General features: G+C 31.2%; 24 protein-coding genes and 1 riboswitch. Of the genes, 23 read left to right on the plus strand and 1 reads right to left on the minus strand.

The features are described 5' to 3' along the window. Positions 1-14: 14 nt before the first annotated feature. Genes CD128_RS03145 through CD128_RS03220 form a run of 16 tightly spaced genes read left to right on the plus strand, consistent with a single transcriptional unit; the run spans position 15 to position 16,473 of the window. Positions 15-677 carry a Wzz/FepE/Etk N-terminal domain-containing protein gene (locus CD128_RS03145; RefSeq protein WP_103328628.1) on the plus strand — a complete coding sequence of 221 codons (663 nt, stop codon included), beginning with the start codon at positions 15-17 and terminating at the stop codon, positions 675-677. 12 nt (positions 678-689) lie between these two features. Beyond that, positions 690-1,400: a polysaccharide biosynthesis tyrosine autokinase gene (locus CD128_RS03150; protein ID WP_103328629.1), complete on the plus strand. Its 711-nt coding sequence runs from the start codon at positions 690-692 to the stop codon at positions 1,398-1,400. Beyond that, positions 1,393-2,160: a tyrosine-protein phosphatase gene (locus CD128_RS03155; protein WP_103328630.1), complete on the plus strand. Its 768-nt coding sequence runs from the start codon at positions 1,393-1,395 to the stop codon at positions 2,158-2,160. The genes CD128_RS03150 and CD128_RS03155 overlap by 8 nt, the downstream gene beginning before the upstream one ends. 32 nt (positions 2,161-2,192) lie before the next feature. Further along, the gene (locus CD128_RS03160; protein ID WP_103328631.1) at positions 2,193-3,995 is read left to right on the plus strand and encodes a polysaccharide biosynthesis protein; all 1,803 of its coding nucleotides are present in this window, start codon (positions 2,193-2,195) and stop codon (positions 3,993-3,995) included. 26 nt (positions 3,996-4,021) lie between these two features. Further along, positions 4,022-4,546, plus strand: a complete 525-nt coding sequence (locus tag CD128_RS03165; protein WP_103328632.1) for an acyltransferase — start codon at positions 4,022-4,024, stop codon at positions 4,544-4,546. A 1-nt stretch (position 4,547) separates the two neighbouring features. Beyond that, complete coding sequence (locus tag CD128_RS03170) at positions 4,548-5,951, plus strand: O-antigen polymerase (protein ID WP_103328633.1); 1,404 nt, start codon at positions 4,548-4,550, stop codon at positions 5,949-5,951. After that, positions 5,948-7,162 (plus strand): oligosaccharide flippase family protein, encoded by a 1,215-nt coding sequence (locus CD128_RS03175; RefSeq protein ID WP_103328634.1) that lies wholly within the window; start codon positions 5,948-5,950, stop codon positions 7,160-7,162. Before CD128_RS03170 ends, CD128_RS03175 begins: the two co-directional genes overlap by 4 nt. Before the next feature lies 1 nt (position 7,163). Beyond that, positions 7,164-8,336 (plus strand): glycosyltransferase, encoded by a 1,173-nt coding sequence (locus CD128_RS03180; protein WP_103328635.1) that lies wholly within the window; start codon positions 7,164-7,166, stop codon positions 8,334-8,336. Then, positions 8,336-9,337 carry an NAD-dependent epimerase gene (locus CD128_RS03185; RefSeq protein WP_103328636.1) on the plus strand — a complete coding sequence of 334 codons (1,002 nt, stop codon included), beginning with the start codon at positions 8,336-8,338 and terminating at the stop codon, positions 9,335-9,337. The genes CD128_RS03180 and CD128_RS03185 overlap by 1 nt, the downstream gene beginning before the upstream one ends. 12 nt (positions 9,338-9,349) lie before the next feature. Next, on the plus strand, positions 9,350-10,690 hold the full coding sequence (locus tag CD128_RS03190; RefSeq protein ID WP_103328637.1) for a phenylacetate--CoA ligase family protein: 1,341 nt from the start codon (positions 9,350-9,352) through the stop codon (positions 10,688-10,690). Between the two features lie 15 nt (positions 10,691-10,705). Then, entirely contained in the window at positions 10,706-11,977 is a 1,272-nt protein-coding gene (locus CD128_RS03195) for a nucleotide sugar dehydrogenase (RefSeq protein WP_103328638.1), read from the plus strand. Positions 11,978-12,006: 29 nt separating this feature from the next. Then, positions 12,007-13,137, plus strand: a complete 1,131-nt coding sequence (locus CD128_RS03200) for a glycosyltransferase family 4 protein (RefSeq protein ID WP_103328639.1) — start codon at positions 12,007-12,009, stop codon at positions 13,135-13,137. A 26-nt stretch (positions 13,138-13,163) separates the two neighbouring features. Continuing rightward, positions 13,164-13,760: a sugar transferase gene (locus tag CD128_RS03205; protein WP_103328640.1), complete on the plus strand. Its 597-nt coding sequence runs from the start codon at positions 13,164-13,166 to the stop codon at positions 13,758-13,760. Next, positions 13,757-14,377: an acetyltransferase gene (locus tag CD128_RS03210; protein ID WP_103328641.1), complete on the plus strand. Its 621-nt coding sequence runs from the start codon at positions 13,757-13,759 to the stop codon at positions 14,375-14,377. Before CD128_RS03205 ends, CD128_RS03210 begins: the two co-directional genes overlap by 4 nt. A 7-nt stretch (positions 14,378-14,384) precedes the next feature. Continuing rightward, on the plus strand, positions 14,385-15,515 hold the full coding sequence (locus CD128_RS03215; protein ID WP_103328642.1) for a DegT/DnrJ/EryC1/StrS family aminotransferase: 1,131 nt from the start codon (positions 14,385-14,387) through the stop codon (positions 15,513-15,515). 16 nt (positions 15,516-15,531) lie between these two features. Beyond that, on the plus strand, positions 15,532-16,473 hold the full coding sequence (locus CD128_RS03220; RefSeq protein ID WP_103328643.1) for an LCP family protein: 942 nt from the start codon (positions 15,532-15,534) through the stop codon (positions 16,471-16,473). A 126-nt stretch (positions 16,474-16,599) separates the two neighbouring features. Here the strand turns inward: CD128_RS03220 and CD128_RS03225 are convergent, their stop codons facing one another. Then, positions 16,600-18,069 (minus strand): alkaline phosphatase, encoded by a 1,470-nt coding sequence (locus CD128_RS03225; protein WP_103328644.1) that lies wholly within the window; start codon positions 18,067-18,069, stop codon positions 16,600-16,602. Between the two features lie 216 nt (positions 18,070-18,285). Further along, positions 18,286-18,386: riboswitch (SAM riboswitch) on the plus strand. Positions 18,387-18,458: 72 nt separating this feature from the next. Between CD128_RS03225 and CD128_RS11780 the strand changes: the two genes are divergently transcribed. The 7 genes from CD128_RS11780 (at position 18,459) to CD128_RS03250 (ending at position 24,994) form a co-directional block, all read left to right on the plus strand. Then, entirely contained in the window at positions 18,459-18,629 is a 171-nt protein-coding gene (locus CD128_RS11780; protein WP_167797478.1) for a hypothetical protein, read from the plus strand. Positions 18,630-18,773: 144 nt separating this feature from the next. Continuing rightward, positions 18,774-18,938, plus strand: coding sequence for a hypothetical protein (locus CD128_RS11785; RefSeq protein ID WP_167797479.1), 165 nt, complete (start codon positions 18,774-18,776; stop codon positions 18,936-18,938). 41 nt (positions 18,939-18,979) lie between these two features. Then, entirely contained in the window at positions 18,980-19,645 is a 666-nt protein-coding gene (locus CD128_RS03230; RefSeq protein WP_103328645.1) for a response regulator transcription factor, read from the plus strand. Positions 19,646-19,650: 5 nt separating this feature from the next. Then, a complete protein-coding gene (locus CD128_RS03235; protein ID WP_103328646.1) occupies positions 19,651-20,547 on the plus strand; it encodes a sensor histidine kinase in 897 nt (298 codons plus the stop codon). Positions 20,548-20,981: 434 nt separating this feature from the next. Then, positions 20,982-21,731 (plus strand): ABC transporter ATP-binding protein, encoded by a 750-nt coding sequence (locus tag CD128_RS03240; protein ID WP_103328647.1) that lies wholly within the window; start codon positions 20,982-20,984, stop codon positions 21,729-21,731. A gap of 1 nt (position 21,732) precedes the next feature. Next, positions 21,733-23,724 carry an FtsX-like permease family protein gene (locus CD128_RS03245; RefSeq protein WP_103328648.1) on the plus strand — a complete coding sequence of 664 codons (1,992 nt, stop codon included), beginning with the start codon at positions 21,733-21,735 and terminating at the stop codon, positions 23,722-23,724. A gap of 91 nt (positions 23,725-23,815) precedes the next feature. After that, positions 23,816-24,994 (plus strand): DUF4064 domain-containing protein, encoded by a 1,179-nt coding sequence (locus CD128_RS03250; protein ID WP_103328649.1) that lies wholly within the window; start codon positions 23,816-23,818, stop codon positions 24,992-24,994. The last annotated feature ends 283 nt before the right edge of the window (positions 24,995-25,277 follow it).

Raw genomic sequence — 25,277 nt, forward strand, 5'->3', positions numbered from 1 at the left:
CATTGGAGGTAAACATGGAAAATACGGTCGATTTTACTAAGTTATTACAAACAATAAAGAAAAATTTATGGTTATTTATTTTATTGCCAATTGTTTTTCTTTTATTAAGCGCAATATTCACATTTTTTGTATTGAAACCTGAATACCAGTCTTCTACACAAGTGTTAGTAAACCAAAAAAAAGAAAGTAAAAATGTTGGTGTGCAAGAAGTACAAGGGAATATTCAATTAGTTAATACATATTCTGAAATTATTCAAAGTCCTCGTATTTTAGAGGAAGTATCAAAAAAATATGATAAATATTCATCTGAAGAATTAGCTAAAATGGTTAATGTTAAAACTGAGGCGAATTCTCAAATTTTAAATTTAAGCGTTACAGCTAACAATAAAAAAGAATCTGAAAATATTGCAAATGAGGTAGCAAATGTGTTTCAAGACGAGATGCCTCATATTATGAATGTAGATAATGTTTCAATATTATCAAAAGCAAACGGTACTGCAGAAAAAATTTCACCAAAACCTTTTATAAACTTATTATTAGGACTTATTATCGGTTTAGTTTTAGCAAGCATTATTGTTGCATTAAAAGAATTACTTGATAGAAGAATTAGAACTGAAGAAGATGTTGAACGAGAATTAAATGTTCCTGTTTTAGGATCTATACAAAAATTAAAATAGGGAGTTTAAAACATGGCTAAAAAAGTTAAAGATAAAAGAAAAAAATTAAATACACCTTTAATCGTTGAAGATAAACCTAAATCAATTGTAAGTGAAAAATTTAGAGGTATCCGCTCGAATATTATGTTTTCAGGAGCAAATGAAGAAATTAAAAGTATTATAGTTACATCTGAAAAACCAGCAGCAGGGAAAAGTATTGTTTCAGCTAATATTGCAATCACTTATGCTCAAGCTGGTTATAAGACGCTAATCATTGATGGAGATATGCGTAAACCGACACAACAATATCATTTTGGAACTTCAAATTATGATGGTTTATCGAATTTAATAATTGGCAAATCTGATTTTAGTAAAGCTATTAGAAGTACTCGTGTTGAAAATTTAGACTTATTGACATCGGGGCCTGTACCACCAAACCCTTCTGAGTTAATAGCGTCAAGACGTTTTAATAAAATATTTAATGAATTAACTGAAATATACGATTTTATATTAATTGATACACCACCAGTAGTTTCAGTTACTGATGCTCAAGTCTTCTTACAAAACGTTCTAGATTGCGTAATGGTTATTGACTCGGAAAAGAATAATAAAAATGACGTTAAAAAAGCTAAACAATTGATTGACAAAGCAGACGGACATATTATTGGTGCAGTTTTAAATAAAACGCAGGCAGATAAATCTTCTAATTATTACTATTATTATGGAGATGAAGCAAATGATTGATATTCATAATCATTTGCTTATTGGCGTAGATGATGGAGCAAAAAGTAAAGAAGATGCAATTTCACTATTAAAGCAGGCTAAAGAAGAGGGTATAACGGATATAATAGTAACACCTCATCATTTAAGTCCTCAATTTGATAACTATTATAATGAAGTTCAAGTTAAATTAGAAGAAATTCTTCATTTAGATGAATTTAGAGAACTAAATATAAATATACATCCAGGACAGGAAATTAGAATAAGCGATCAAATTCTTCCACAGTTAAATTCTGGTGAAATAATTGGTCTTAATAAATCAAAGTATCTTTTAATAGAGCTGCCTTCAGGAAATGTTCCTCATTATACCGGAAGATTATTTTTCGAGTTGCAGTCAAAAGGATATGTTCCAGTCATAGCACATCCAGAAAGAAATAAAGAAATTGTGTCAAATTTAGATAAACTTTTTGAATTAGTTAATAGTGGCGCTTTAAGTCAACTTACGACTGCTTCTTTAGTAGGTAAACACGGTAAAAAAATTCAAAAAGTTTGTTTAGAAATGATAAAAAATGATTTGGTTCATTTCTTAGCTTCTGATGCTCATGATGTAAAAAACAGACCATTTATAATGAAAAGTTTATTTGAAGAAAAAAGTTTGAAAAATTATAAAAATGAAATCGAAGAACTAATCGAGAACGCTCAAGTGATTTTACAAAATAAAGATTTAAAAAAACGACAACCTACTGATGACTTTAAGCGTAAAAAATTATTCGGATTATTTTAATTATAGAGTAAAAATTAAGTGAGGGGACCAAAGTGGATAAATTAAGTGCAAGAGGGCGACTCTTAATATTAATTATTATTGATTCGCTTATCGTAGCATTTTCAGTTTTTATTTGTTACAACATTTTAGAGCCTTATTTTAAAGGCTATTCACATGAAATTTTGATTTTGACTTCAATAATACTATTAGTTTCACATCATGTCTTTGCATACATATTCAATCTTTATCATCGTGCTTGGGAATATGCGAGCGTTAATGAGCTGTTGCTTATTGTTGAAGCAGTTACTTGTTCAATTTTAGTAACTATAATCTTGGTACCTATTTTTACAGGTCATCCACCATTTTTTAGACTATATTTAATAACTTGGATGATGCATTTAATCTTAATCGGGGGCTCTCGTATTTCATGGAGAGTGGCTCGTGGTTTTGTTGTCGGTAAACAAGAAAAGAAAAAACCCACGTTAATTGTAGGGGCTGGCCGAGGAGGATCATTATTGATTCGTCAAATGTTGAGAAGTCCTGAAATGGGTTTAGAACCAGTTTTGGCTGTTGATGACGATCCTGAAAAGCGTAAATTAACTATTGCTGGAGGCGTTAAAGTACAAGGAACAATTAATGATATTCCTAATTTAGTAAATAGATATAGAATAAAAAGAATTATTATTGCAATTCCTACATTAAGTTCAAAACGTTTGAAAGAAATAAATGATATTTGTAATAGTACAGGAATTGAATTGTTCAAGATGCCAAGTATTGAATCAGTACTATCGGGCGAATTAGAAGTAAATCAACTTAGAAGAGTGGAAGTCGAAGATTTATTAGGTCGTGACCCAGTCGAATTAGATATGGCAATGATTTCTAAAGAGTTAACTCATAAAACAGTTTTAGTCACGGGAGCTGGGGGTTCAATCGGTTCGGAAATTTGTAGACAAGCTTGTAAGTTTCAGCCTGAGAAAATTATTCTTTTAGGACATGGAGAAAATAGTATATATCTTATTCATCAAGAACTTAGCAACTTATATAAGGATAAAATAGAAATCATTCCAATTATAGCTGACGTTCAAAATGCTAAGCGTATGGAAGAAGTTATGAATACATATAGACCATATGCAGTTTATCATGCAGCAGCGCATAAACATGTACCACTGATGGAATATAATCCTATTGAAGCGTTTAGAAACAATGTTTTAGGTACTAGAAATACTGCTCTTGCTGCTAAAAAAGCTGAAGTAAGAAAATTTGTAATGGTTTCGACTGATAAAGCAGTTAATCCACCAAATGTAATGGGAGCTTCTAAACGTGTAGCTGAAATGGTAGTACAAAGTCTGAATGAAGAAAATAGCATAACAGATTTTGTAGCAGTAAGATTCGGTAATGTTTTAGGTTCTCGCGGATCAGTAATTCCATTATTTAAAAAACAAATTGCAGCGGGAGGCCCAGTAACTGTAACACATCCCGATATGACTAGATACTTTATGACAATACCTGAAGCATCAAGATTGGTACTTCAAGCTGGTGCGTTAGCTGAAGGCGGGGAAGTATTTGTTTTAGATATGGGCGAACCTGTAAAGATTGTAGACTTAGCCCGAAATTTAATAAGACTAAGTGGTAAAACTGAAGATGAAATTGGTATAAAATTTTCAGGAATTCGTCCGGGTGAGAAATTATATGAAGAGTTGCTAAACGAGGATGAAATTCATCCTGAACAAGTTTATGAAAAAATTTATCGTGGGCGAGTTAAACAACATAGTAAAGAAGAAGTGGATAAAATAGTAACAAAATTAAATGAAGATTTTACTCCACAACAAATTATAGATATAGCTAATAATAAATAAAAATAGTAATAAATGAGGTGAGAAATATGAGAATTTTTAATATGATTAAATATCATATTTATCCCAATGTCGTGAATCTATGTTTAAGTATATTTCCAAATTCAAAAGGCACGAATAAAATTAGAGGGAAATTATTTTCACCTTTATTTAAAAAAAGTGGAAAAAATTTACAAATTGCTAGTGGCGTTATCATAAATATGCACAGAAATATAATTATTGGCGATAATGTTTATATTGCACATAATACGTGGATAAATGGCAGTGGAGGATTAGAAATACAGAACAATGTAATAATTTCACCTAATGTAATCATAGCGACCACTAAACATGAAAGAATGAATAATAAAGTAAGTAACATTAAATCATCAGTTAGCCCTATTAATATAGGTGAAGGTTGTTGGATTGCTGGGAATTCTACTATCACTATGGGCGTCTCGTTAGGCAAAGGTAATATAATCTCTGCCAATTCTTTAGTCAATAAATCATTTGTTGAAGAAAATCAATTAATAGGTGGAGTTCCTGCTAAAATAATAAAATCTATAGGAGATTAATATGTTTAAATCAAAAATATTAAGTTTAATATTAACATCTTTAATCACTATAATCTCAGTTGTAATCGGAGTTTATTTGTTCTTAATTAGAGATAGTTTAGAAATTGGATATCAAAATTTATATATACTTCCTATTAGTTATGCGCTATTATATGTGATTTTTTTAAGAATTGTTATAAAAAAATACGGAATGAGTTTATTTTTAGGAGTATACATAACAGTAAGCTTTTTTAGATATGTGATTTTGAGTTTATTAGTTGTTAAATCTCAATGGTTTTTAGGAAGATCAGCATTTCCACTTGATTTTCAGCTTTTTAATAAAGCGATATTTTTAATGGCTTATGAACTTTTAGCATATAATATAGCAATATTAATTTTTCATCGCATATTCTTTAATAAAAATAAGTTTCCTAAAAGAAATAAAATTGGCAATGAGATACAATTTAGTAATAGTAACGTAATTTATATTATTTTTATAATTTTCACAGTTTTTTTAGTTGCTTTGAGACCTGATTCTTTGAATTTCTTTTCATTTTTTACAGTGAATAGTAGTTACACTTCAATTGAAGAAGTAGATAGTTTAACTTCAATCGTAATAATATTTTTAAATATTTCTAGATTACTAATTTACTTTATGCTAGTTAAATGGATATACAAGACATTCAATTCAACTCAAACATTATTATCATTTTCACTTATATCTATTGTTACAATAATTAATGCATTAATATTTTTTGGAACTAATCGCTCTGATTTTATCTTCAATTTTATTATCAATCTTATAGTATTAGTATATTTATATAAAAAATTAGGTATTTCTTTAAATGTATTTTTAATATTATTGTTACCAATAGTGGTTAGTGGAATGACTCAATATAGAGAGTCAGTAACAGTCACTAGAGGAGCTAATAGATTAGTAGATATAACTGATAATATTCAAGTTTATTTAGGAGGAGTTTACAATGTTGCGATGAGTTTAGATATAGCATCTCCTTCTCATAATCCATTAATGTTATTAGCAGATATATTTAGGTCAGCAATAGGACCAAACTTAATCTTGAAAAATTTAAATGTAATTTCAAGTGTAAAACTGTTTAATTATAGAATTTACCAAAATGATCATATTTCACAGATTATCCCAATGATAGGTCAAGCGAATTTATATTTAGGATTTATTTTTGCTCCTATATTAGGAATAGCTTTTATTGCTTTGGCTGTATTTCTACTTAGAGAAATTATCAGGGTAAGACGTTTTGAATTAATATATGTTTTTACGTTATTTAGTGGAAGACTAGGTTTCGTAATGGGCCAAAATGGTAATATTCTTTTGAATGATTTAACGTTCTTTTTACCATTGTTTTTACTGATTTTTTATATTAATAATAAAGTTGTGATTCATAAATGAATAGATTAAAAAATCTTAGTTATACGTTTTTGGGAAATGCTATTTTTTCTTTTATTAAATGGTTAATATTAATTTTAGCTGTTAGATTAACTTCTCCTGATCAAGTAGGTAGTTATACTTATGCAGTTGCGTTAACAACACCTATTATGCTATTTGCGAATATGAGGTTAAGACTTAGATACGTAGTTGAAGATGATTTGAGTTTTAAAAGTTTACATAAATTGCGTAATTTATTAAATCTTTTTAGTTTAATAATTATAATTTTAGTAGGCTTTATCGTTCATCCTGATTATATTAGTTATATGATTTTAGTTGCATTGACAAAAATTTTAGACTTACAATCAGAACTTTATTATGCAATATTACATAAAAAACAAAATTTCAAATATATAAGCTTATTACAAATAGGAAAATCTCTTATAATTATTATTCCATTTGCTATTGCAATGTTTATATTTAAAAATGTTTTAATAGGTTTGGTTATACAAGTAGTTGCACAGTTAATCTGGTTGGTCTTTTTTGAAAGTAAAGTAGCTAATTTAATAGATAATGAGATTAATAAAACTATAAATAAAAAAGTTTTATATTCATTATTTATTGATGGGTTACCATTAGGCATTGTACAGTTACTTAATTCTTATAATATTTTAATACCTAGATACGTGATTGAAAGGGTTTTAGACGTAAAATTAGTTGGGGTTTTTGCTTCAATTAGTTACCTATTAACTATTATAGATTTATTTATGAATGCTGTATCACAAAATATAATTGTAAGAATTAAAAATGCTATTTTAAAAAAAGACTATGAAAAACTGATTAAATATACTAATAAAGATGTTTTCTTAATGTCTTTATTATTAGGTTTGATAGTAATTATTCCTGTGTATTTCTTTAAAGACTTAATTATTGGAATAATTTACGGAAGTTTTTATCAAAAATATAGCATTGTATTTTTGATTATTGCAATATCGATAATATTTAATTTTCAAAGTTGGATTTTTGATACAACATTAATGGCGTTTAAAGTATATAAACTTCAATTAATAGCTTCAATATTCAACTTAATTGTTTCAATAATATCATCAATATTACTTATAAATTCTTTTGGTTTAGTTGGAGCAGCCATTTCAGTAGTAATAATCAATTTTAGTCAAGCTATTATTAAGTACTTAATATGTATGTATAGTATAAAGAAAGATAGGAGAGGTTAGTATGCAAATACTTTTTGTTCATGACTTTCCAGCTTTTTATGATAAGAAGACACACAAATATTATTCTACAGGTTTTTCATATACGATTTGGAAAAGATATTTGGAAGTTTTTGATGAATTAAAAATTATTTCTAGATATAAAGAAATTGATAAAGAATCGCACGATTATAATCTTTCAAGTGGAGATTCTGTTACATTTTCGCCTGTAAAAAATTATACTAATTTTAAATCATTAATTAAAAATAGCAGATCTATTAATAAACAACTAACTAGAGAGATTTTGAGCTCAGATGGTGTAATTATACGCTTGCCAAGTGTTTTAGGATTTTTAGCGGCTTTAATATGTAAAAAAGCGAATAAACCTTATTTGGTAGAAGTAGTTGGGTCAATGTTTGATGCATATTGGAATTATGGTGATATATTGAGTAAGCTATTAGCATTTCCAGGAGAATTTATTCAAAAACAAGCAATTAAAAATTCAGATGTAGCTATATATATAACTGAAAAGTATCTCCAAAATAAATATCCTACCAAAGGATTGAATTTTAATAGTGTATCAAATGTTGTTTTAGCAGACAATTTTGAGAAGAATTTAGATTGCAAATATATTTTTGATAATAATCAAATAAGATTGGGGTTAGTTGGTTCAACCTATGTAAATTATAAAGGTCATGATTTGGCGATTGAGGCTTTATCTATTTTGCGTAATAAAGGGTACAATATAACTTTAGATTTTGTGGGTCAAGGTTTAAGCGATAAAGTAAATAATTTAATTAAGAATTATAATTTAAATAATTATATAAATTATAAAGGTGTAATAAATAATAGAGAAAAAATGAATGACTGGTACAAAAGTTTAGATATTTATTTACAACCAAGTAAAACAGAAGGGCATGGTAGGTCAGTTGTTGAAGCTATTAGCAATGGTATAACAGTTATAGCTTCTAACATTGGAGGGTTGCCAGACAGTGTCCAAGGTAAGTTTCTTTTTCCATCAAAAAATGTCAATCAACTTGTTAAATTAATTGAATCTTGCATTAATAGCATCGATATTAGAAAAGAAAATATAGATGGAAATATTGAAAAAGTTAAAAAATATAAAAATAATATTGTGACATCAAAAAGGTTAGAAGCCTTAGCAACTTTTAAAGACTTAATAGGGGGTAAAAAATAATGAAAGTTTTAATTACTGGAGCAGCTGGTTTTATAGGTTCAACATTAGCTAAGAAATTAATTAGTCAAGGATATGAAATAGTAGGTATTGATAATATAAACGATTATTATTCAGTGCAATTAAAAGAAGATAGATTAAAATCTATCGGAGAAGATCATTTTACATTCCATAAAATTGATTTAGAAGATTACGATAAAGTTAATGAAATTTTTGAGAATGAAAAACCTGAAGTAGTAGTAAATTTAGCTGCTCAAGCAGGCGTAAGATATAGTTTAGAAAATCCACGAGCTTATATTGATTCAAACATTGTTGGCTTTATGAACATCTTAGAAGGGTGTCGCCATCATAAAGTTGAACATTTAATTTATGCTTCTTCAAGCTCAGTATATGGCGCAAATACTAATAAACCATTTAAAACCTCAGATAACATTGATCACCCACTAAGTTTATATGCAGCTACCAAAAAATCTAATGAATTAATGGCTCATACATATAGCCATCTATATAATTTACCAACAACAGGATTAAGATTCTTCACAGTTTATGGACCTTGGGGCAGACCAGATATGGCATTGTTTAAGTTTACTAAAGCAGTAGTAAACGATGAAACTATTGACGTTTATAATCATGGAAATATGATGCGTGATTTCACTTATGTAGATGACATTGTAGAAGCAATTAGCCGTTTAATTCAAAAGCCAGCTCAACCAAATCCAGAGTGGTCTGGAGCTGACCCAGATCCAAGTTCATCATATGCTCCATACAAGATTTATAACATCGGAAATAATAGTCCAGTTCGTTTAATGGAATTTGTGGAAGCTATTGAGAATAAACTTGGTAAAACAGCTAAGAAAAATTACATGGATCTACAACCAGGAGATGTGCCAGAAACTTATGCCAATGTAGATGATTTATTTAAAAACATTGATTTTAAACCACAAACTTCTATTCAAGATGGCGTGAATAAATTTATTGATTGGTATTTAGAATATTACAAATAAGGAGAAATGCTTATGCTTCAGTTTATTTATGAACATGCTCCAATTGCTTTGCAAAATATAATGGTTTCTGTACAAGGTAAGTTATTTGAGAAACAGCGTTATACTTCTCATTACTATAAAGAGTTAGAAAAATTAAGAAATTGTGATAAACCTTATGAATTACAAGAAGAAAGAATGAGAGAATTTTATCGTTTAATAAAAAATAACAGCGAATATTATAAAGAAAAATTATCAGAATTTAACGATGAAATAGATTTAAGTAACTTAGAAAAATATCCTCTTTTAACAAAAGAAGATGTAAGAACTAATGTTGAAGAAATTCTTACAAAAGATAAAATAGATTTAATCACTTTAGGTACTGGTGGTTCAACAGGTAAAAGTTTAAAGGTGTATTCTAGTCCATATGATATGTCTAGAAAAATAGCATATTTAGATTATTTTAAAGAGCAACATGGTGTATATAAAGGAATGCGTAGAGTTAGTGTTGGGGGAAGAAAAATTATACCTCAAAATCAAAGTGAAAAAATTTTTTGGCGATTTAATGAGCCTTTAAACCAATTAATGATTTCTGCTTATCATGCAGAAGGAGAAAACTTGAAATATTATGTACGAAAGTTAAATGAATTTAAACCACAAACATTAGATGGATTTCCTACTGTAATTCATCGAATCGCTAAATATATTTTAGAACGTAATATTGAATTAAATTTCAAGCCTATAGCTATATTTCCAACCGCTGAAGCGTTAACTACTGAGATGAGAAATGATATTGAAAAAGCATTTAAATGTCCAGTTAGAAATCAATATGCTTCATCAGAGGGTTCACCATTTATAACAGAAAATAAAGAAGGCGAATATGAAATAGGCGCAATGAGTGGTTATTTTGAACTTAAAAAAGTAGAAGATAAAATTTACGAATTAATAGTCACAGGTTTCTATACAACTACTACGCCATTATTTAGATATAAAATTGGTGATTCTGTGGAATTATTTGAAGAATTGCCTGAAAATTACACACAAAAAGATATTAAAATTAAAAGAATTATTGGTAGAAATAATGATTTCTTAAAATCAAGTGAAAGAGGAATCATCACAAATGTTTACTTATCTACTGCAATTAGAGAATTAGGAAATAGCATAATTGACTCTCAATTTGTTCAAAATGAATTAGATTTAATAGAAGTTAATTTAGTAGTTTCAGATAATAGCGATAAACAAAAATTAAAAGCAAAATTAGAAAAACAACTAAGAGCTAGATTTGGGAATAAAACGCAATTTAATTATAACTTTGTAGACAACATTGAACGAACAAACGGTGGTAAAAAAAGATTTATGATAAATAATTTGAAATAAGGGGAGAAATTGAAAATGAACAGAAATATTGCAGTCGTAGGTTTAGGATATGTAGGTTTACCAGTAGCAGTAACATTTGGTAAGAAACATGAAGTAATTGGTTTCGATATTAATGAAAATAGAATTAAAGAATTAAAAGATGGTTATGATAGAACAAATGAAGTAACAACAGAAGATTTAAAAGTAGCGAATATTAAATTCACAGCAGATGCTGAGGATCTTAAAAAAGCTGATTTTATAATTGTAGCAGTACCAACGCCAATTGATAAAAATAATAAACCAGACTTAACGCCATTACTAAAAGCCAGTGAAACAGTAGGTAAAGTATTAACTTCAGATACAATTGTTGTTTATGAATCAACAGTTTATCCAGGTGCTACTGAAGAAGATTGTGTACCAGTATTAGAAAGAGAATCTGGTTTAACATGTGGTAAAGATTTCTTCGTTGGTTATTCTCCAGAAAGAATTAACCCAGGAGATAAAGTTCATACATTCGAAACAATTACTAAAGTAGTTTCAGGACAAACGCCAGAAGTGTTAGAAGTAGTTGCTGATATATATGGTTCAGTTGTAACTGCTGGTGTCCACAAAGCATCATCAATTAAAGTTGCAGAAGCAGCTAAAGTAATTGAGAATACACAACGTGATGTGAATATCGCTTTAATGAATGAATTAGCATTAATTTTCGATAAATTAGATATTGATACTAATGAAGTATTACGCGCTTCAGGTACTAAATGGAACTTCTTAAACTTCAAACCAGGTTTAGTAGGTGGTCACTGCATTGGCGTGGATCCATACTATTTAACACATAAAGCTCAAGAAGTTGGACATCATCCCGAAGTGATTTTAGCTGGTCGTCGTATTAACGATGATATGTCTAAATTTATAGCTGCTAATGTGGTTAAAGGTTTATTAAAACAAGGCTTAGAAGTGCAAGGTGCTACAGTTAACGTTTTAGGATTAACATTTAAAGAAAATTGTCCAGACTTAAGAAATACAAAAGTGATTCATATTATCGAAGAATTAAAAGATTACGGTTTAAATGTTCATGTTAATGACGTAGAAGCTGACAAAGAAGAAGCCCAAAAATTCTATGATATTAATTTAGAAGATAAAGAAGAATTACCTAAAGCTGATGCAATTATCTTTGCGGTGGCTCATAAAGACTATGTAGAAAATAAACAAGACTACTTAAATCTTGTTAAAGATAATGGCATGGTTCTTGATATTAAAGGTATTATCGAAGATGACGAAATCGGAAATAAAGGTTTATGGAGATTATAAGAACCTCTCTATATAGATAAGGTGATTGTATGGCTAATAAAAAAATATTTCATTTAGTAACGGTTGCTAAGAGTATTACATTGATGAAGGGACAAGTTGAATATTTAAGAGATAAGGGCTTGGATGTCCATGTTGTGTCTTCAGAGGGACCGGAACAAAATATGTATTCTTCTGATATTACTCATGTAGTTAACATGGAAAGAGAGATTTCTTTAAAAAATGATTTAAAATCATTAATTAATATGATTAAGTTATTTAAAAAAGAAAAACCTTATATTGTTAATTCAGGGACACCTAAAGCAGGGTTAGTAGGTACACTGGCTGCGTTTATAACACGTAGACCAGTTCGTATTTACACAGTGCGTGGATTGAGGCTTGAAACTGTAACTGGTTTAAAGTACAAAATACTTTATGCTATGGAAAAATTGGCAATGTTCTGTGCAACGGATGTAATTGCTGTTTCTGAAAGTCTTAAATCCAAGATTATGGAATTAGGCTTAGCTGAAAAAAGTAAAATAAAAGTATTAGGATACGGAAGTTCTAATGGTGTCAATCTTGAAAAGTTTGATAAGAAATTTAATTCTATTCCTTATGCATTACAAGAAGAACTTTCAGGACATTTTGTAATTGGATTTGTAGGCAGAATCGTGAAAGATAAAGGAATTAAAGAAATAGTTGAAATGTTTAAAATACTTCAAGAAAAAAAAGTAAAGGTTAAACTTTTGTTATTAGGTGATCCAGAGAAAGATGATTCGATAAGCGCAACAGATTATCAATATCTATTAGATAATAAGGATGTTATACTAGCTGGCCATGTATCTCAACCTGTTAACTACTTTAACCATATGGATGTATTAGTTTCTCCAACTTATAGAGAAGGATTTGCTAATGTTAGTCTCGAAGCACAAGCTGTAGAAATTCCTGTTATAACTACTCGGGCAACTGGAGCAATAGATACAATTGAAGATAAAGAAACTGGATTTTTAGTGGATATAGGTGCAAGTAAAGATATAGCCGATAAAGTTGAATATTTAATTAATAATCCAGAAATTAAACTTCAAATGGGTAAAAATGGAAGAAAAAGAGTTGAAGAAAAATTCAAAAATGAAATAGTTTGGAAACATTTAGAAACTATTTATAAAAATAAGCTACCTATTTAAATAGCTTTGAAAAGGAGCTAATAAATTTGATTAAAAGATTATTTGATATTGCCGTTAGTGCAACTGGTTTAATTATTTCTGCTCCAATTACATTGACAGCTGCAGCAGTTATTGCAAAAAAATTAGGTAAACCAGTCCTATTTAAACAAACGCGTCCAGGTCAATATGGAGAACCATTTAAAATTTATAAATTTCGTACTATGTCAGATGAAAGAGACGAAAATGGCGAACTTTTACCTGATGAGCAACGTATGACGCCTGTTGGTACTTTTATTAGAAAATCAAGTATCGATGAATTACCTCAACTAATCAATGTTTTAAAAGGCGATATTAGTTTAGTAGGTCCAAGACCATTATTAATGGAGTATCTTCCATTATATAATGAAGAACAGAAAAAACGTCATAATGTTAAACCAGGTATTACTGGTTGGGCTCAAGTAAACGGGCGTAATGCTATTACATGGGATGAAAAGTTCAAATTAGATGTTTGGTACGCCGAGAATCAATCGTTTAAATTAGATATGTACATTATTTATAAAACAGTGATTAATATCTTACAACGTAAAGATATTAATGCGCCTAACCATGTTACTGCTGAAAAGTTTAAGGGGAATGAAGCATGAGCAAGCCCCTTATTCTTATCGGCAAAGGTGGACACTCAAAAGTTATCAAAGATATAATTGAAGCGGAGCAACAATATCATATTGCTGGTTATTTAGATAATGCAATTGATGAATATTACACAGATAATGACATATTTTTCGATAATCTAGATGCCATTGAGCATTACAACAAGGAATATTTCTTTGTTATTGCAATTGGAAATAATCAAGTTCGTAATAAGCTATTTCACGAATTAGATATTCCACTTAAGCAATATGCTACTTTAATACATCCATCGGCCATTATAAGTCCTAGTGCTCAAATTGGACGCGGTACAGTAGTAATGCCTAATGCAGTTATTAATGCAGATACAACTATTGGTAAGCATGTAATCATTAATACAGGATCGATTATTGAACATGATAATCAGATTGGTGATTATGTTCATGTATCTCCAAATGCTGCTTTAGCAGGAGGCGTTAAAGTAGGTAATGAGTCACATATAGCTATTAATTCAGCAGTCTTACCTTTAGTTGAAATTGGAGAAAAATGTATTGTAGGTGCAGGCGCGACAGTAATCAAGAACGTTAAGTCAGAATCAACAGTCATTGGAACACCAGCCAAAATTAAGGAGTGAAAAAGTAATGGAAGAAGAAAGAATTTTCTTATCTAGACCACATATGGGTGGTACAGAATTAAATTACATACATGATGCATTCGATAAAAACTGGATTGCACCCCTAGGTGAAAATGTTACAGAATTTGAGAATAGCATGAAAGAATATGTGGGAGTAAAAGCAGCGGTAGCTGTTGGAAGTGGTACTTCTGCAATTCATTTAGCTTTAATTGAGAGTGGTGTTCAAAAAGATGATGTTGTATTTTGTAGTTCATTAACTTTTAGTGCATCAGCTAATCCAATTATATATCAAGGCGCAACGCCGGTATTTATTGACTCAGAAATGGATTCTTGGAATATGTCACCAAATGCATTACGTAAAGCATTTGAGCAATATGTTGAAAAAGGCATTACTCCTAAAGCAGTAGTTGCTGTAAATTTATATGGTCAATCTGCAAAAATGGATGAAATTAAAGAAATTTGTGATCAATATGGTTCGACATTAGTTGAAGATGCAGCAGAATCTTTAGGTGCTGACTATAAAGGTCAAAAGAGTGGCACTTTTGGTAAATTTGGTATTTTCTCATTTAATGGTAATAAAATCATTACTACAAGTGGTGGAGGTATGTTAATTTCTAACGATGAAGAACATATTGCTCACGCTCTTTTCTTAGCTACACAAGCTAGAGACAAAGCTATCCACTATCAACATAGTGAATTAGGATTTAATTATCGCTTAAGTAATATTTCAGCTGGCATTGGTAGAGGGCAAATGGAAGTTTTAGATAAACGAATAGCTCGTCGTAGAGAAATATTCGATAAATACAATACAGAATTAGGAGGCATTGATGGTTTCGATTTTCAACCTGAATTACCTAATTCAAAATCTAATCGTTGGTTAACAGCTTTAACTATTGATGAAACTAAAACTGGATTTACAGCTTTAGATTTAATTGAAGCTTTACAAAAGAATAATATTGAAGCCCGCCCAGTGTGGAAACCAATGCACCTTCAACCATTCTTTGAATCTTATGACTACGTATATGAAGAAAAAGATAATGGCGCATATTTATTTAATCACGGAGTATGTTTACCATCTGGATCAGATATGACAGATGAACAACAATCTCGTGTAATTGAAATAATTAAAAGTTTATAAAAAAGAGTGATGATAAATGAAGAAAAAATCAACGGCTTTCAAAATTTTTATAACAATTCTAATTGTATTAATAGTTCTTATTGTTGCTGCAGGAATATTTGTATTTGCGAAACTTCATTCATTGAACAATTCTATCAACCATCCTCTTAATAGAGATCACTCTCAACTAAGACATAAATCTGTAAAAGATGGAGACCCAATGACTGTTGTACTTTACGGAATTGATGATGACTCAGAACGTCATCAAGAAAACTTAGGTCAACGTAGTGATTCCATAGTATTAATGTCAATTAATCCTAAAGACAAAAAAACAGTAATGGTTAGTGTTCCTAGAGACACTAGAACTGAGATAGTTGGCCATAATTCAACTGAAAAATTAAATCATGCTTATGCTTATGGCGGACCTAAAATGGCGGTTAACTCATTAGAAAAATTAATGGATGTACCAGTTGATCATTATATAGCCATAAATATGGATGGAGTAAAAACAGTGATTGATGAACTTAACGGTGTTGATATAGTTAGTAACGCTACCTTTACTACTAAATCTATGACTCCATTTCACTTTGACAAAGGTCAAAAGTACCACATGGATGGTAAACAAGCTTTAGCTTACATGCGTAGTCGTAAAGAAGATGGGGCTGGGGGCGACGAAGGTCGTCAATTACGTCAACAACAAGTTATCACTGCAGTTGCTAAAGAAGCATTCTCAATTAATTCTATTACTAGATTAGATGGTATTTTTAGAGCGGCTCAAGATAATTTAAGAACTGATTTAAGTTTTATTCAACTAAACAAATTCAGATCTGATTATGATAAAGCTCAAGATAATGTTGAGAAACTTACAATCAATGGTGAAAACAAAGTTGGCGACGATGGATTATACTATTTCTATCCTGATAAAAATAGTATGAATGAAGTCGAAAAGAAAATTAAAGACAATTTGGAAATTAACTAAATATGAAAGAAAGAGTGCTTTATCCGATAGTGGATAAAGCACTCTCTTTTTGTTTATATGACTATTTATATAAAATAAAACAGGCGCTCTCACTTAAGAGAACGCCTGTTTCAATATTCCACATTATTATTGATTTTGTTGGCTTGCTACGTCGTTTGCGAAGAAGTCGAAGATGTTTTTAGCGCTTTGTGTGTTGTCCATGTTACCAGCGAATCTATCTTCACCAGGACCGTATGCGTAAGTGTTTACGTCTTCACCTGTATGACCGTATGTAGTCCAACCAGTGTGTGATTCATCGTTAATTGGTTTTTGGATAGCATCTTGTAATTTAGTAGTTGCTTCAGCGACTTTAGGATCTTTGTCGTCTTTAGCTTTAGATTTAGCATCTTTTAAGTCTTTCGCTGCTTCTTTGACTTTATCTAATTGGTCACTAGGGAAGTCGATTCCATAACCGTTATTGATAACTTCTTCTGGGTCTTTACCTTCAGCAATTTGTTTTGTCATGTAGCTACCAGAGTGTTTCATTTTGTGAATTGCTTCTGGGTTCCAAACGTAGTCTTTACCTTTAGCGATTGATAAACCACCAGTTGAGTGGTCAGCTGTTGCAACAACTAAAGTGTCTTTGTGTGTATTTGCGTAATCGATAGCGTTTTGGAAAGCTTTTTCGAAACCACTCATTTCTGACATAACACCAGTGATGTCGTTAGGGTGACCAGATTTATCGATTGACGCACCTTCTACCATTAAGAAGAAACCTTTGTTATTTTTTTCTAATTTAGATAATGCACTGTTTTCCATATCTACTAATAATGGATTTTCTTGAGGTGCATCGATTTGTAATGGCATATCTTTTTCAGAGAATAAACCTAATACTTGATCGCTTTGAGAGTTTGCTAATTCATCTTTATTAGTAACATAATCGTAACCATCTTGTTGGAATTTATCAGTTAAGTTGCCATTTTCTTTACCGAAGTATTTAGAACCGCCACCTAAGATAACGTCTGCTTTGTGTTGGCCATTAATCTTATCGTTAAAGAATTGTTGAGCGATTTCATCCTTTTTATCACGGCTATCAACGTGAGATGCATAAACAGCTGGTGTAGCATCAGTAACTTCGGCAGTTGTAACGATACCAGTTGATTTACCATCTTCTTTAGCTTGTTCTAATACTGATTTAACAGGTTTTTTATCAGTGTCTACTGAAATAGCACCATTGTATGTTTTGTGACCAGTTGCGAAAGCTGTACCACCTGCAGCTGAGTCAGTTACGTTTTCTTTAGGGTCATTTGGATTTGTACGGTTTGTACCTTTTAAATATTTATCAAATGCAGTTTGATCTAATTCTTTAGTATCTGGGTTATCTGCGAAATAACGGTAAGCTGAGTTGTAAGAAGGTCCCATGCCATCTCCAACCATGAAGATAACGTTTTTAGGATTTTCAGTGTTACCAAATGCGATAGCGCCATTGTCATTTTGTTGCTCTTCTGGACCTGCACCTGGACTAGATGCGAAAGAAATTTGTGATGTTCCCAATAAAGAAGCAGCTAAGATTGAACCTGCAACAGTTGTTTTACCAAATTTGTTGATGAAACTCATTTTAAAAAAAGCCCCCTAATATGTATATAATAGTTGTTACATATTTATATTAAGAAACTTTATTTGATTTAAGATGATTATAAAGTTATTTTTAAGTAAAGGTATTGTAAACAATTATTAATTTGTAGAATTAATAATATTTTCTATTTGAATTAATTTCATAATCCTTTTCAGAAATTAAGAAGTGGGTTATAATGAATTTAAATAAAATAGTTCGTCTTATTAAGAGTGAGTGGAGGGACTTGGCCCTATGAAGCTCCAGCAACTGCGTTCATCGTGAGGTGCTAAATCCAACAGGAATTCCTGAGAGATAAGAAGATGTCTGGAAGCGCTTCTTATTTAAGGAGGGCTATTTTATTTACCCAATTTTTTGAAAAGGTGGTAAATGTATGGAGACATTGCAAGAATTATTTAAACAATTAGACTACTGGGAGAACTACTCACCAAGAAGTTATAGTGGCAGTATGATGAGAGTAGGAAAGCGAAACGCAGTTAAACGAAAAATCTTTGAAAGTATAACTGTAGAGGATATTAGAAAATATATATTAAATAGGAAGTAATTGTTCAAAGCCTCGTCATACTAACTGTTATGATGAGGTTTTTAATATGTCTCGCAGTGTATGCGTATTCATTTTCAAGAAAAAGATGTAAAATAAAGGCTAAGTAATTCGAAAATATCATTTGATAAATAGAGGTGAACACCTGTGATATTAATTATGTTATCTCCATTATTAATTATTGGATTTATCGCATTATCTATTAGAGAAGAAAGAAAACGTAACAAAAAAGAACAAGAGAAAAAAGCAGAATTAGAAAAAGAGAAAAATAAAATTTCTAATCCAGATTATGATGAGCAAGATAAAGAGTAATTTATTAAATTTAAGAAATTCAGATACGAAAGGTGAGCAATATGAAAGTACTGATTGTGGAAGATGACTTAGTAATCGCTGAAAGTTTAGAACATGAGCTAACTAAGTGGAATTACGAAGTAGTTGTAGCAAAACAATTTGATAATATTCTTGATTTATTTAACTCCCATCAACCGCAACTCGTATTGTTAGATATCAATTTACCAACATTCAATGGCTATCATTGGTGCCAAGAAATTCGCAAGACATCGAATGTGCCGATTATCTTCATTAGTTCACGTACGGATAATATGGATCAGATTATGGCAATTCAAATGGGTGGCGATGATTTTATTGAGAAGCCATTTAACCTATCTTTAACCGTAGCGAAGATTCAAGCGTTATTACGTCGCACATATGATTTAGCAGTCTCCAATAATGAGATTATTGTGCACAACTGTAAGCTAATTATTGATGAAGCGACACTTTACCATAATGATGAATCTGTGCAATTATCTTTCACAGAACTTCAAATCTTGCATATGCTGTTTCGCAATGAAGGTAAATATGTTAGTCGTACGTCTTTAATTGAAAAGTGTTGGGAATCTGAAAATTTCATTGATGATAATACACTTGCCGTGAATATGACACGTTTACGTAAGAAGTTACAATCGATTGGCGTGAAAGATTTAATAGAGACGAAGAAAAATGTTGGGTATAAGGTGTAGTGACTATGTTTAAAGCGTTTATGAAATCGATATTAAATGAAATCATTATCGTGATTGCCGTAATATTATTGTTTCTATTAATCTTCTTTTTATTTAGCTTACCGATGAGCGCGTTTCTGTTAGGTACGGCGATTATTTTATTTGTCATGATTATTTATTGGCTTATTCAATTAAGTGGCTTTAAAGAACAAGAAGATATGAAAGAAACAATGACACAACTTGAAGAAGAATTGCAACAGGTTAAAAGTCATCAAACTGAATATCAAGCCAATGTGGAGAACTACTTTTTAACATGGGTCCATCAAATCAAGACACCGATTACTGCTTCAAAGTTGTTACTTGAACGTAATGAGGATAATGTCGTTAATCGTGTACGCCAAGAGATTATTCAAATTGATAACTATACGAGTCTTGCGCTAAGTTATTTAAAATTGATGAATGAAGAGACGGACATGTCCTTTTCAAAAGTGAAAATTAATGAACTCGTGCGACCCCTAATTATGAAATATTCAATTCAATTTATTGATCAGAAAACAAAAATTCATTATGAGCGTTGTGAAGATGAAGTGTTAACTGACGTCCAGTGGTGTAGCATTATGATTGAACAAATTCTAAATAATGCATTGAAATATGCGCGAGGAAAAGATATTTGGATTGAGTTCAATAATAAAACGAAAGTGCTATCGATTCGTGATAATGGCGTTGGAATTAGCCAAGCCGACTTGCCGAAAATATTCGATAAAGGTTATTCAGGTTACAATGGTCGCCTTAATGACCAATCAAGTGGTATTGGCCTTTTCATCGTAAAACATATTTCGCGACATCTTCACCATAAAGTCGATGTCGACTCAGATCTTGGAACAGGCACAACCTTCCACATCTACTTCCCACAATCAAACTAAACTTTCAAAATTGTAAGCCAGCCAACAACATTTGTAAGAAAATATCAATGTTGTTGGCCCTTTTTTGTTTTATCATAGAATTAACATAAAAATATCCTGCTTTTAGATTTATTAAATATAGAAGAAATTGGTGAAAGACTTCGGTGAATAGATTTAAACATCCCATACTTAAGTGATTTTAAGATAGATAATTATAGTGCAGTTAGCAGATTTTTTGAAGAGATAAATATGTAAATGTAATTGTAGAAGGCATTTTAAGATAGAAAACGTAGCGTAGTTATGAGACTCCTAGTGGAAAAGAAAGAGTCTCAAGACTACAGGCTTGAGCCTTTCCCACAGGAAAGCGAAATAACTTAAGCAAGTGACTATCTATCTTAAAATGACTTTAATAAGAAATGTAAAAAATCATTTTCAAAGAAAGGAAGAATGAAGACATGTTATTAGACGTAAGAAATGTAAAGAAAACATTCGGTAGAGGCCTAAACGCAACCACAGCCCTCAATGGCATCTCACTAACCATAGACAACGGCGAATTCGTCGCAATCATGGGCGAATCAGGCTCAGGTAAATCCACCCTCCTTAACCTCATCGCCACATTCGACAAAGTCACAGAAGGCACCATTACCATCAACAACCAAGACATTCGCAAACTACGCAACAAACAAATCGCACATTTCCGTCGTGATAACTTAGGCTTCGTCTTCCAAGACTTCAACGTGCTACCAACCATGACTAATAAAGATAATATGCTCATGCCACTCGTTTTAGCTAATCGCTCACATAAAATCATGCAACAACGTTTAGATCAACTTAGCACTGAACTAGGCATTGAGAAATTACTAGACAAATATCCTTATCAAATTTCTGGTGGGGAACAACAGCGTATTGCTATTGGACGTGCGCTCATGAATGAACCGAATTTATTACTTGCCGATGAACCAACTGGTGCGCTAGATTCAAAGACTTCGAAGAATATTATGGACCTTTTCAAAAAAATAAATAATCACCATCAAACAATCTTAATGGTGACGCATTCTGCAGTGGATGCATCTTATGCAAAGCGTGTGTTGTTTATTAAAGATGGACGTTTATATCATGAGATTTATCGCGGAGAGGAATCGCAACAAGATTTCCAGAAACGTATTGCGGATAGTTTAGCCATTCTGAATGAAAGAGGTGACTAAGATGCCATTTCGTATGCTTTGGACGATGATTGGTCAGAACTTTAAAACACAGCGTCACGTGATGATACCGTTTATCCTAGCTTTGAGTATGATCTTTGGTATTGAATTTATTCTACTATCTTTAAACATGAATGAGTATGTTCATAAACGAAGTGAGACATTACCGGCGTTTATAGGAATAGGTAACTTCTTCATGAGCGTGTTAGGTTTTATCTTTATTTTATATGCAAACCGCTTTATGATGAAACGACGCCAACAGGAATTAGCGATGTATATGGTTTTGGGTATGGAGAAGAAACATTTCCAACTCATTATGTTGGCGGAAATGATTTATCAATATATTGTGGTGGCGTTGCTTAGTATTTCAGGGGGTTATTTATTCGGTGCCTTAATCTTTATGTTGTTAAATAAATTAATGCATCAAACTGGCATGTCATTGATAGATTATCCATTTAATATGAAGGCGATGCTTTTTACGTTATTAATGTTAGCAGTGCTGATGGGGTTCTTATTTATAATGAATAACATTAAGCTATTGTTCCAAAGTCCTATTAAATTAATTCGGCAGCATCAAATAACAGAGAGGCGGTTACCTAAGGCTATTCTCTACATAGTATTAGTCATTGGTGTTATCGCCATAGCTATTAGTTATAAAATTGCATTAAGTGATGCGTTATTAGCACAATCATTAATTCAATTGTTTAATGCCGTCTTTCTAGTCATGTTAGGAACTTATTGTTTATTTATATCATTAGGCGTTTTATTACTTGAGTGGCTACAAAAAATACCGAAACTGTACTATCATCCGAAATACTTTTTCATTATTTCTGGTTTAAGGTCTCGAATCAATACGAATGTTATCGGACTCGCGAGTATTTCTATTCTATGCACATTTTTAATCGTCACTTTGGGGATGACGATTACAACATATCGTGATATAGACAAACGCATCTACAAGCTAATGCCTGATCAATATAAGATGTCAGTTCAAGGTAATGTGACAACGGATAAGGACGTTCAACGTAAAGTGCATAACCTAGAACACGATATTGAGAAAAATGCGAAGATAGATTTCTTTAAAGAGTTGCCAGTAGCTATGATTGCTAGTTCGTACCGTTCTCCTCATACATTTGATAAAGAAACAAGTAACTCAGCTAGATTTCAACTTAATAATCCTTATTTATTATTGATGACGCAAAATGATTATAATAAAGTAGCTAAGCATAAAGTGAACTTAAATAAAGATGAAGTAGGCCTAGCTAGTTCCAGTCATATATTTAAAAAATTAAATACGATTAATTTAATGAAGACTCAATTTAAAGCGAAACAAATAGATAATCTTAGTTATAGTTATCAAATGCCAGAAGGACTAATGGTAATAACACCTAATGGTAAACGTTACCATCAAATAGCAAATTATTATATGAATGGGCTTTATTCATCTAGTCGTCAACTTAGTACTTATGAAACGACGTTTATTAATTTTAATATTATGACTAAGGATGTTTCTCATTTTAATAAAATAAAAGGTCATTTAGAGGACAAATATAAAGTTAATATTGACACTAGAGAGAAGACGATGTCCATATTATATGAATTCAACGGTGGATTGATATTTATTGGTACCGTTGTTTCTATTGTATTGCTGCTTGGTACTTTCTTGATGATGTACTATAAAAATATTGCAGAAGGTTATGAAGATCGGCGTAATTATCAAATTATGGCGAAAGTTGGAATCGAAGACGAACGTATTAAATCGACTATCAATCATCAAATTATATGGATTTTTGCTTTACCGATTTTAGTAGCCATGATTCATGTTGCTGTAGCATTTAAATATATTTTTAATCTATTAGGTATTTTAAGTATCACGGATATGGGCGTGTTCGCGACAAGCTATATCGGTGTGATTGTCATGGTCATTGCTATTTACGCCTTGATGTATTGGATTACATCTCGCATTTATTACCTCATTGTCCATCATTATTTTTAATTTTTTTGAAAAGGAAATTTGTAATACTTTTCAAAAAATAAGAGTAACGTCATTATCATCAGGGTATAGGACAAAAAAAGGAGGCGTAATTATGGCAAATCAAACATATGATTATTCAACGAAGAATGGACATGAACATAATAAAGTGAGCCGAGTTGGTGAACACATACTGACATGGGTCGGTGTAGCTATACAAGCGTTACTCGCAATTTTATTTCTATTAATTCGACCGTTCGTAGGTAATTCCGATTTCCGAGAACAAGTCGTAACTGAAACACAAAGACAAGGTAACCAAGTATCAACAAGTGAAATTAATCAAGGCGTTGGTGCGTTAAGTAAATTTATTGATTTTCTTACTTGGGGCTCAATCATTCCTTTAATCTTAGCGATTATTGGTGGCTTTTTAATTAGTAAGAAACATAAAGTTGCAGGTGTTTTAATTCTTATCGCAGGTATTTTAGCTCTAGCAACAAACTGGATTAGTGCTATCTTATGGTTAATCGCAGGTATTATGTTATTAGTTAGAAAAGCTAAAAAACATAACGACTATGACAACAATTATTATGGCAATAATGGTTATGACAATCACCGTGGCAATGGTTACGATGATCATAACAACAGCTACGACAACCATCGCGACAATAACTATGACAACAGAAACAATGGTTATGCGAATGTAACTAACCAAGGTCATCGTGACAATGACTATCATAATGATAGAAATGATAACCGTTATGATAGAGACAACCACGATAGAAATGATAGAGATCGTAAAGATGTAAATGCTAGTAACAATGCCTTCATTTTAGATGAAGAAGATAAAGCAAAAGAACAAGATTATATTAAAGAACATTATTCAAACGACGAACACGATGTACATGATGGCAGTCATGACAATTCTCGTCATAGTAATGACAATGACCGTCACAATCGTGACCATTTATATGATGACAATGGTTACCGTCGCGAAGATGACCGCAATTACAGTCACGACACAGATCGTCATGAGTATCGCTCATTAAATAACGGTAACGATGACAACAACAATATCGGTAGAACTTTAACTAACGATGAAGATTATAAACGCGATAATAACCGTTATGGCAAAGAGGGCAACTCTCATCGTAATGATAAATATAATCACAACAACAATAATGATTCAATTGGCTTAAATAAAGATCTTGAAAAGGAACAACATGACGATAATTTCTTAAAAGATGAAGCTAAAAAATTAAAAGATAAGAAAGATAACGACCCTTATAAATATTAAGCGTTGTTAAAAGTAGAGCGAGCCTGAAAAACGGCTCGCTTTTATTATGTACAAAATAAGGCGATGGTGCTCCTAAGTTAGCATCATCGCCTTTATACGTTAATTTCTATTATATGGATTAATAAATTGGATATTGGATATAAATGAATTTGGATAATAATGAATGTCTTAAGACTGTAGGCAAACTCTTTCACTCTTCGTCACCTTATGCATGCCTTAAAGTACCACTTCTTCTTTAGAAGTTAGTGGTACTTACACATGAGCTTTAGCTCAGGTGTTCCTA

This window comes from Staphylococcus croceilyticus, assembly GCF_002902575.1.
Taxonomy (GTDB): domain Bacteria; phylum Bacillota; class Bacilli; order Staphylococcales; family Staphylococcaceae; genus Staphylococcus; species Staphylococcus croceilyticus.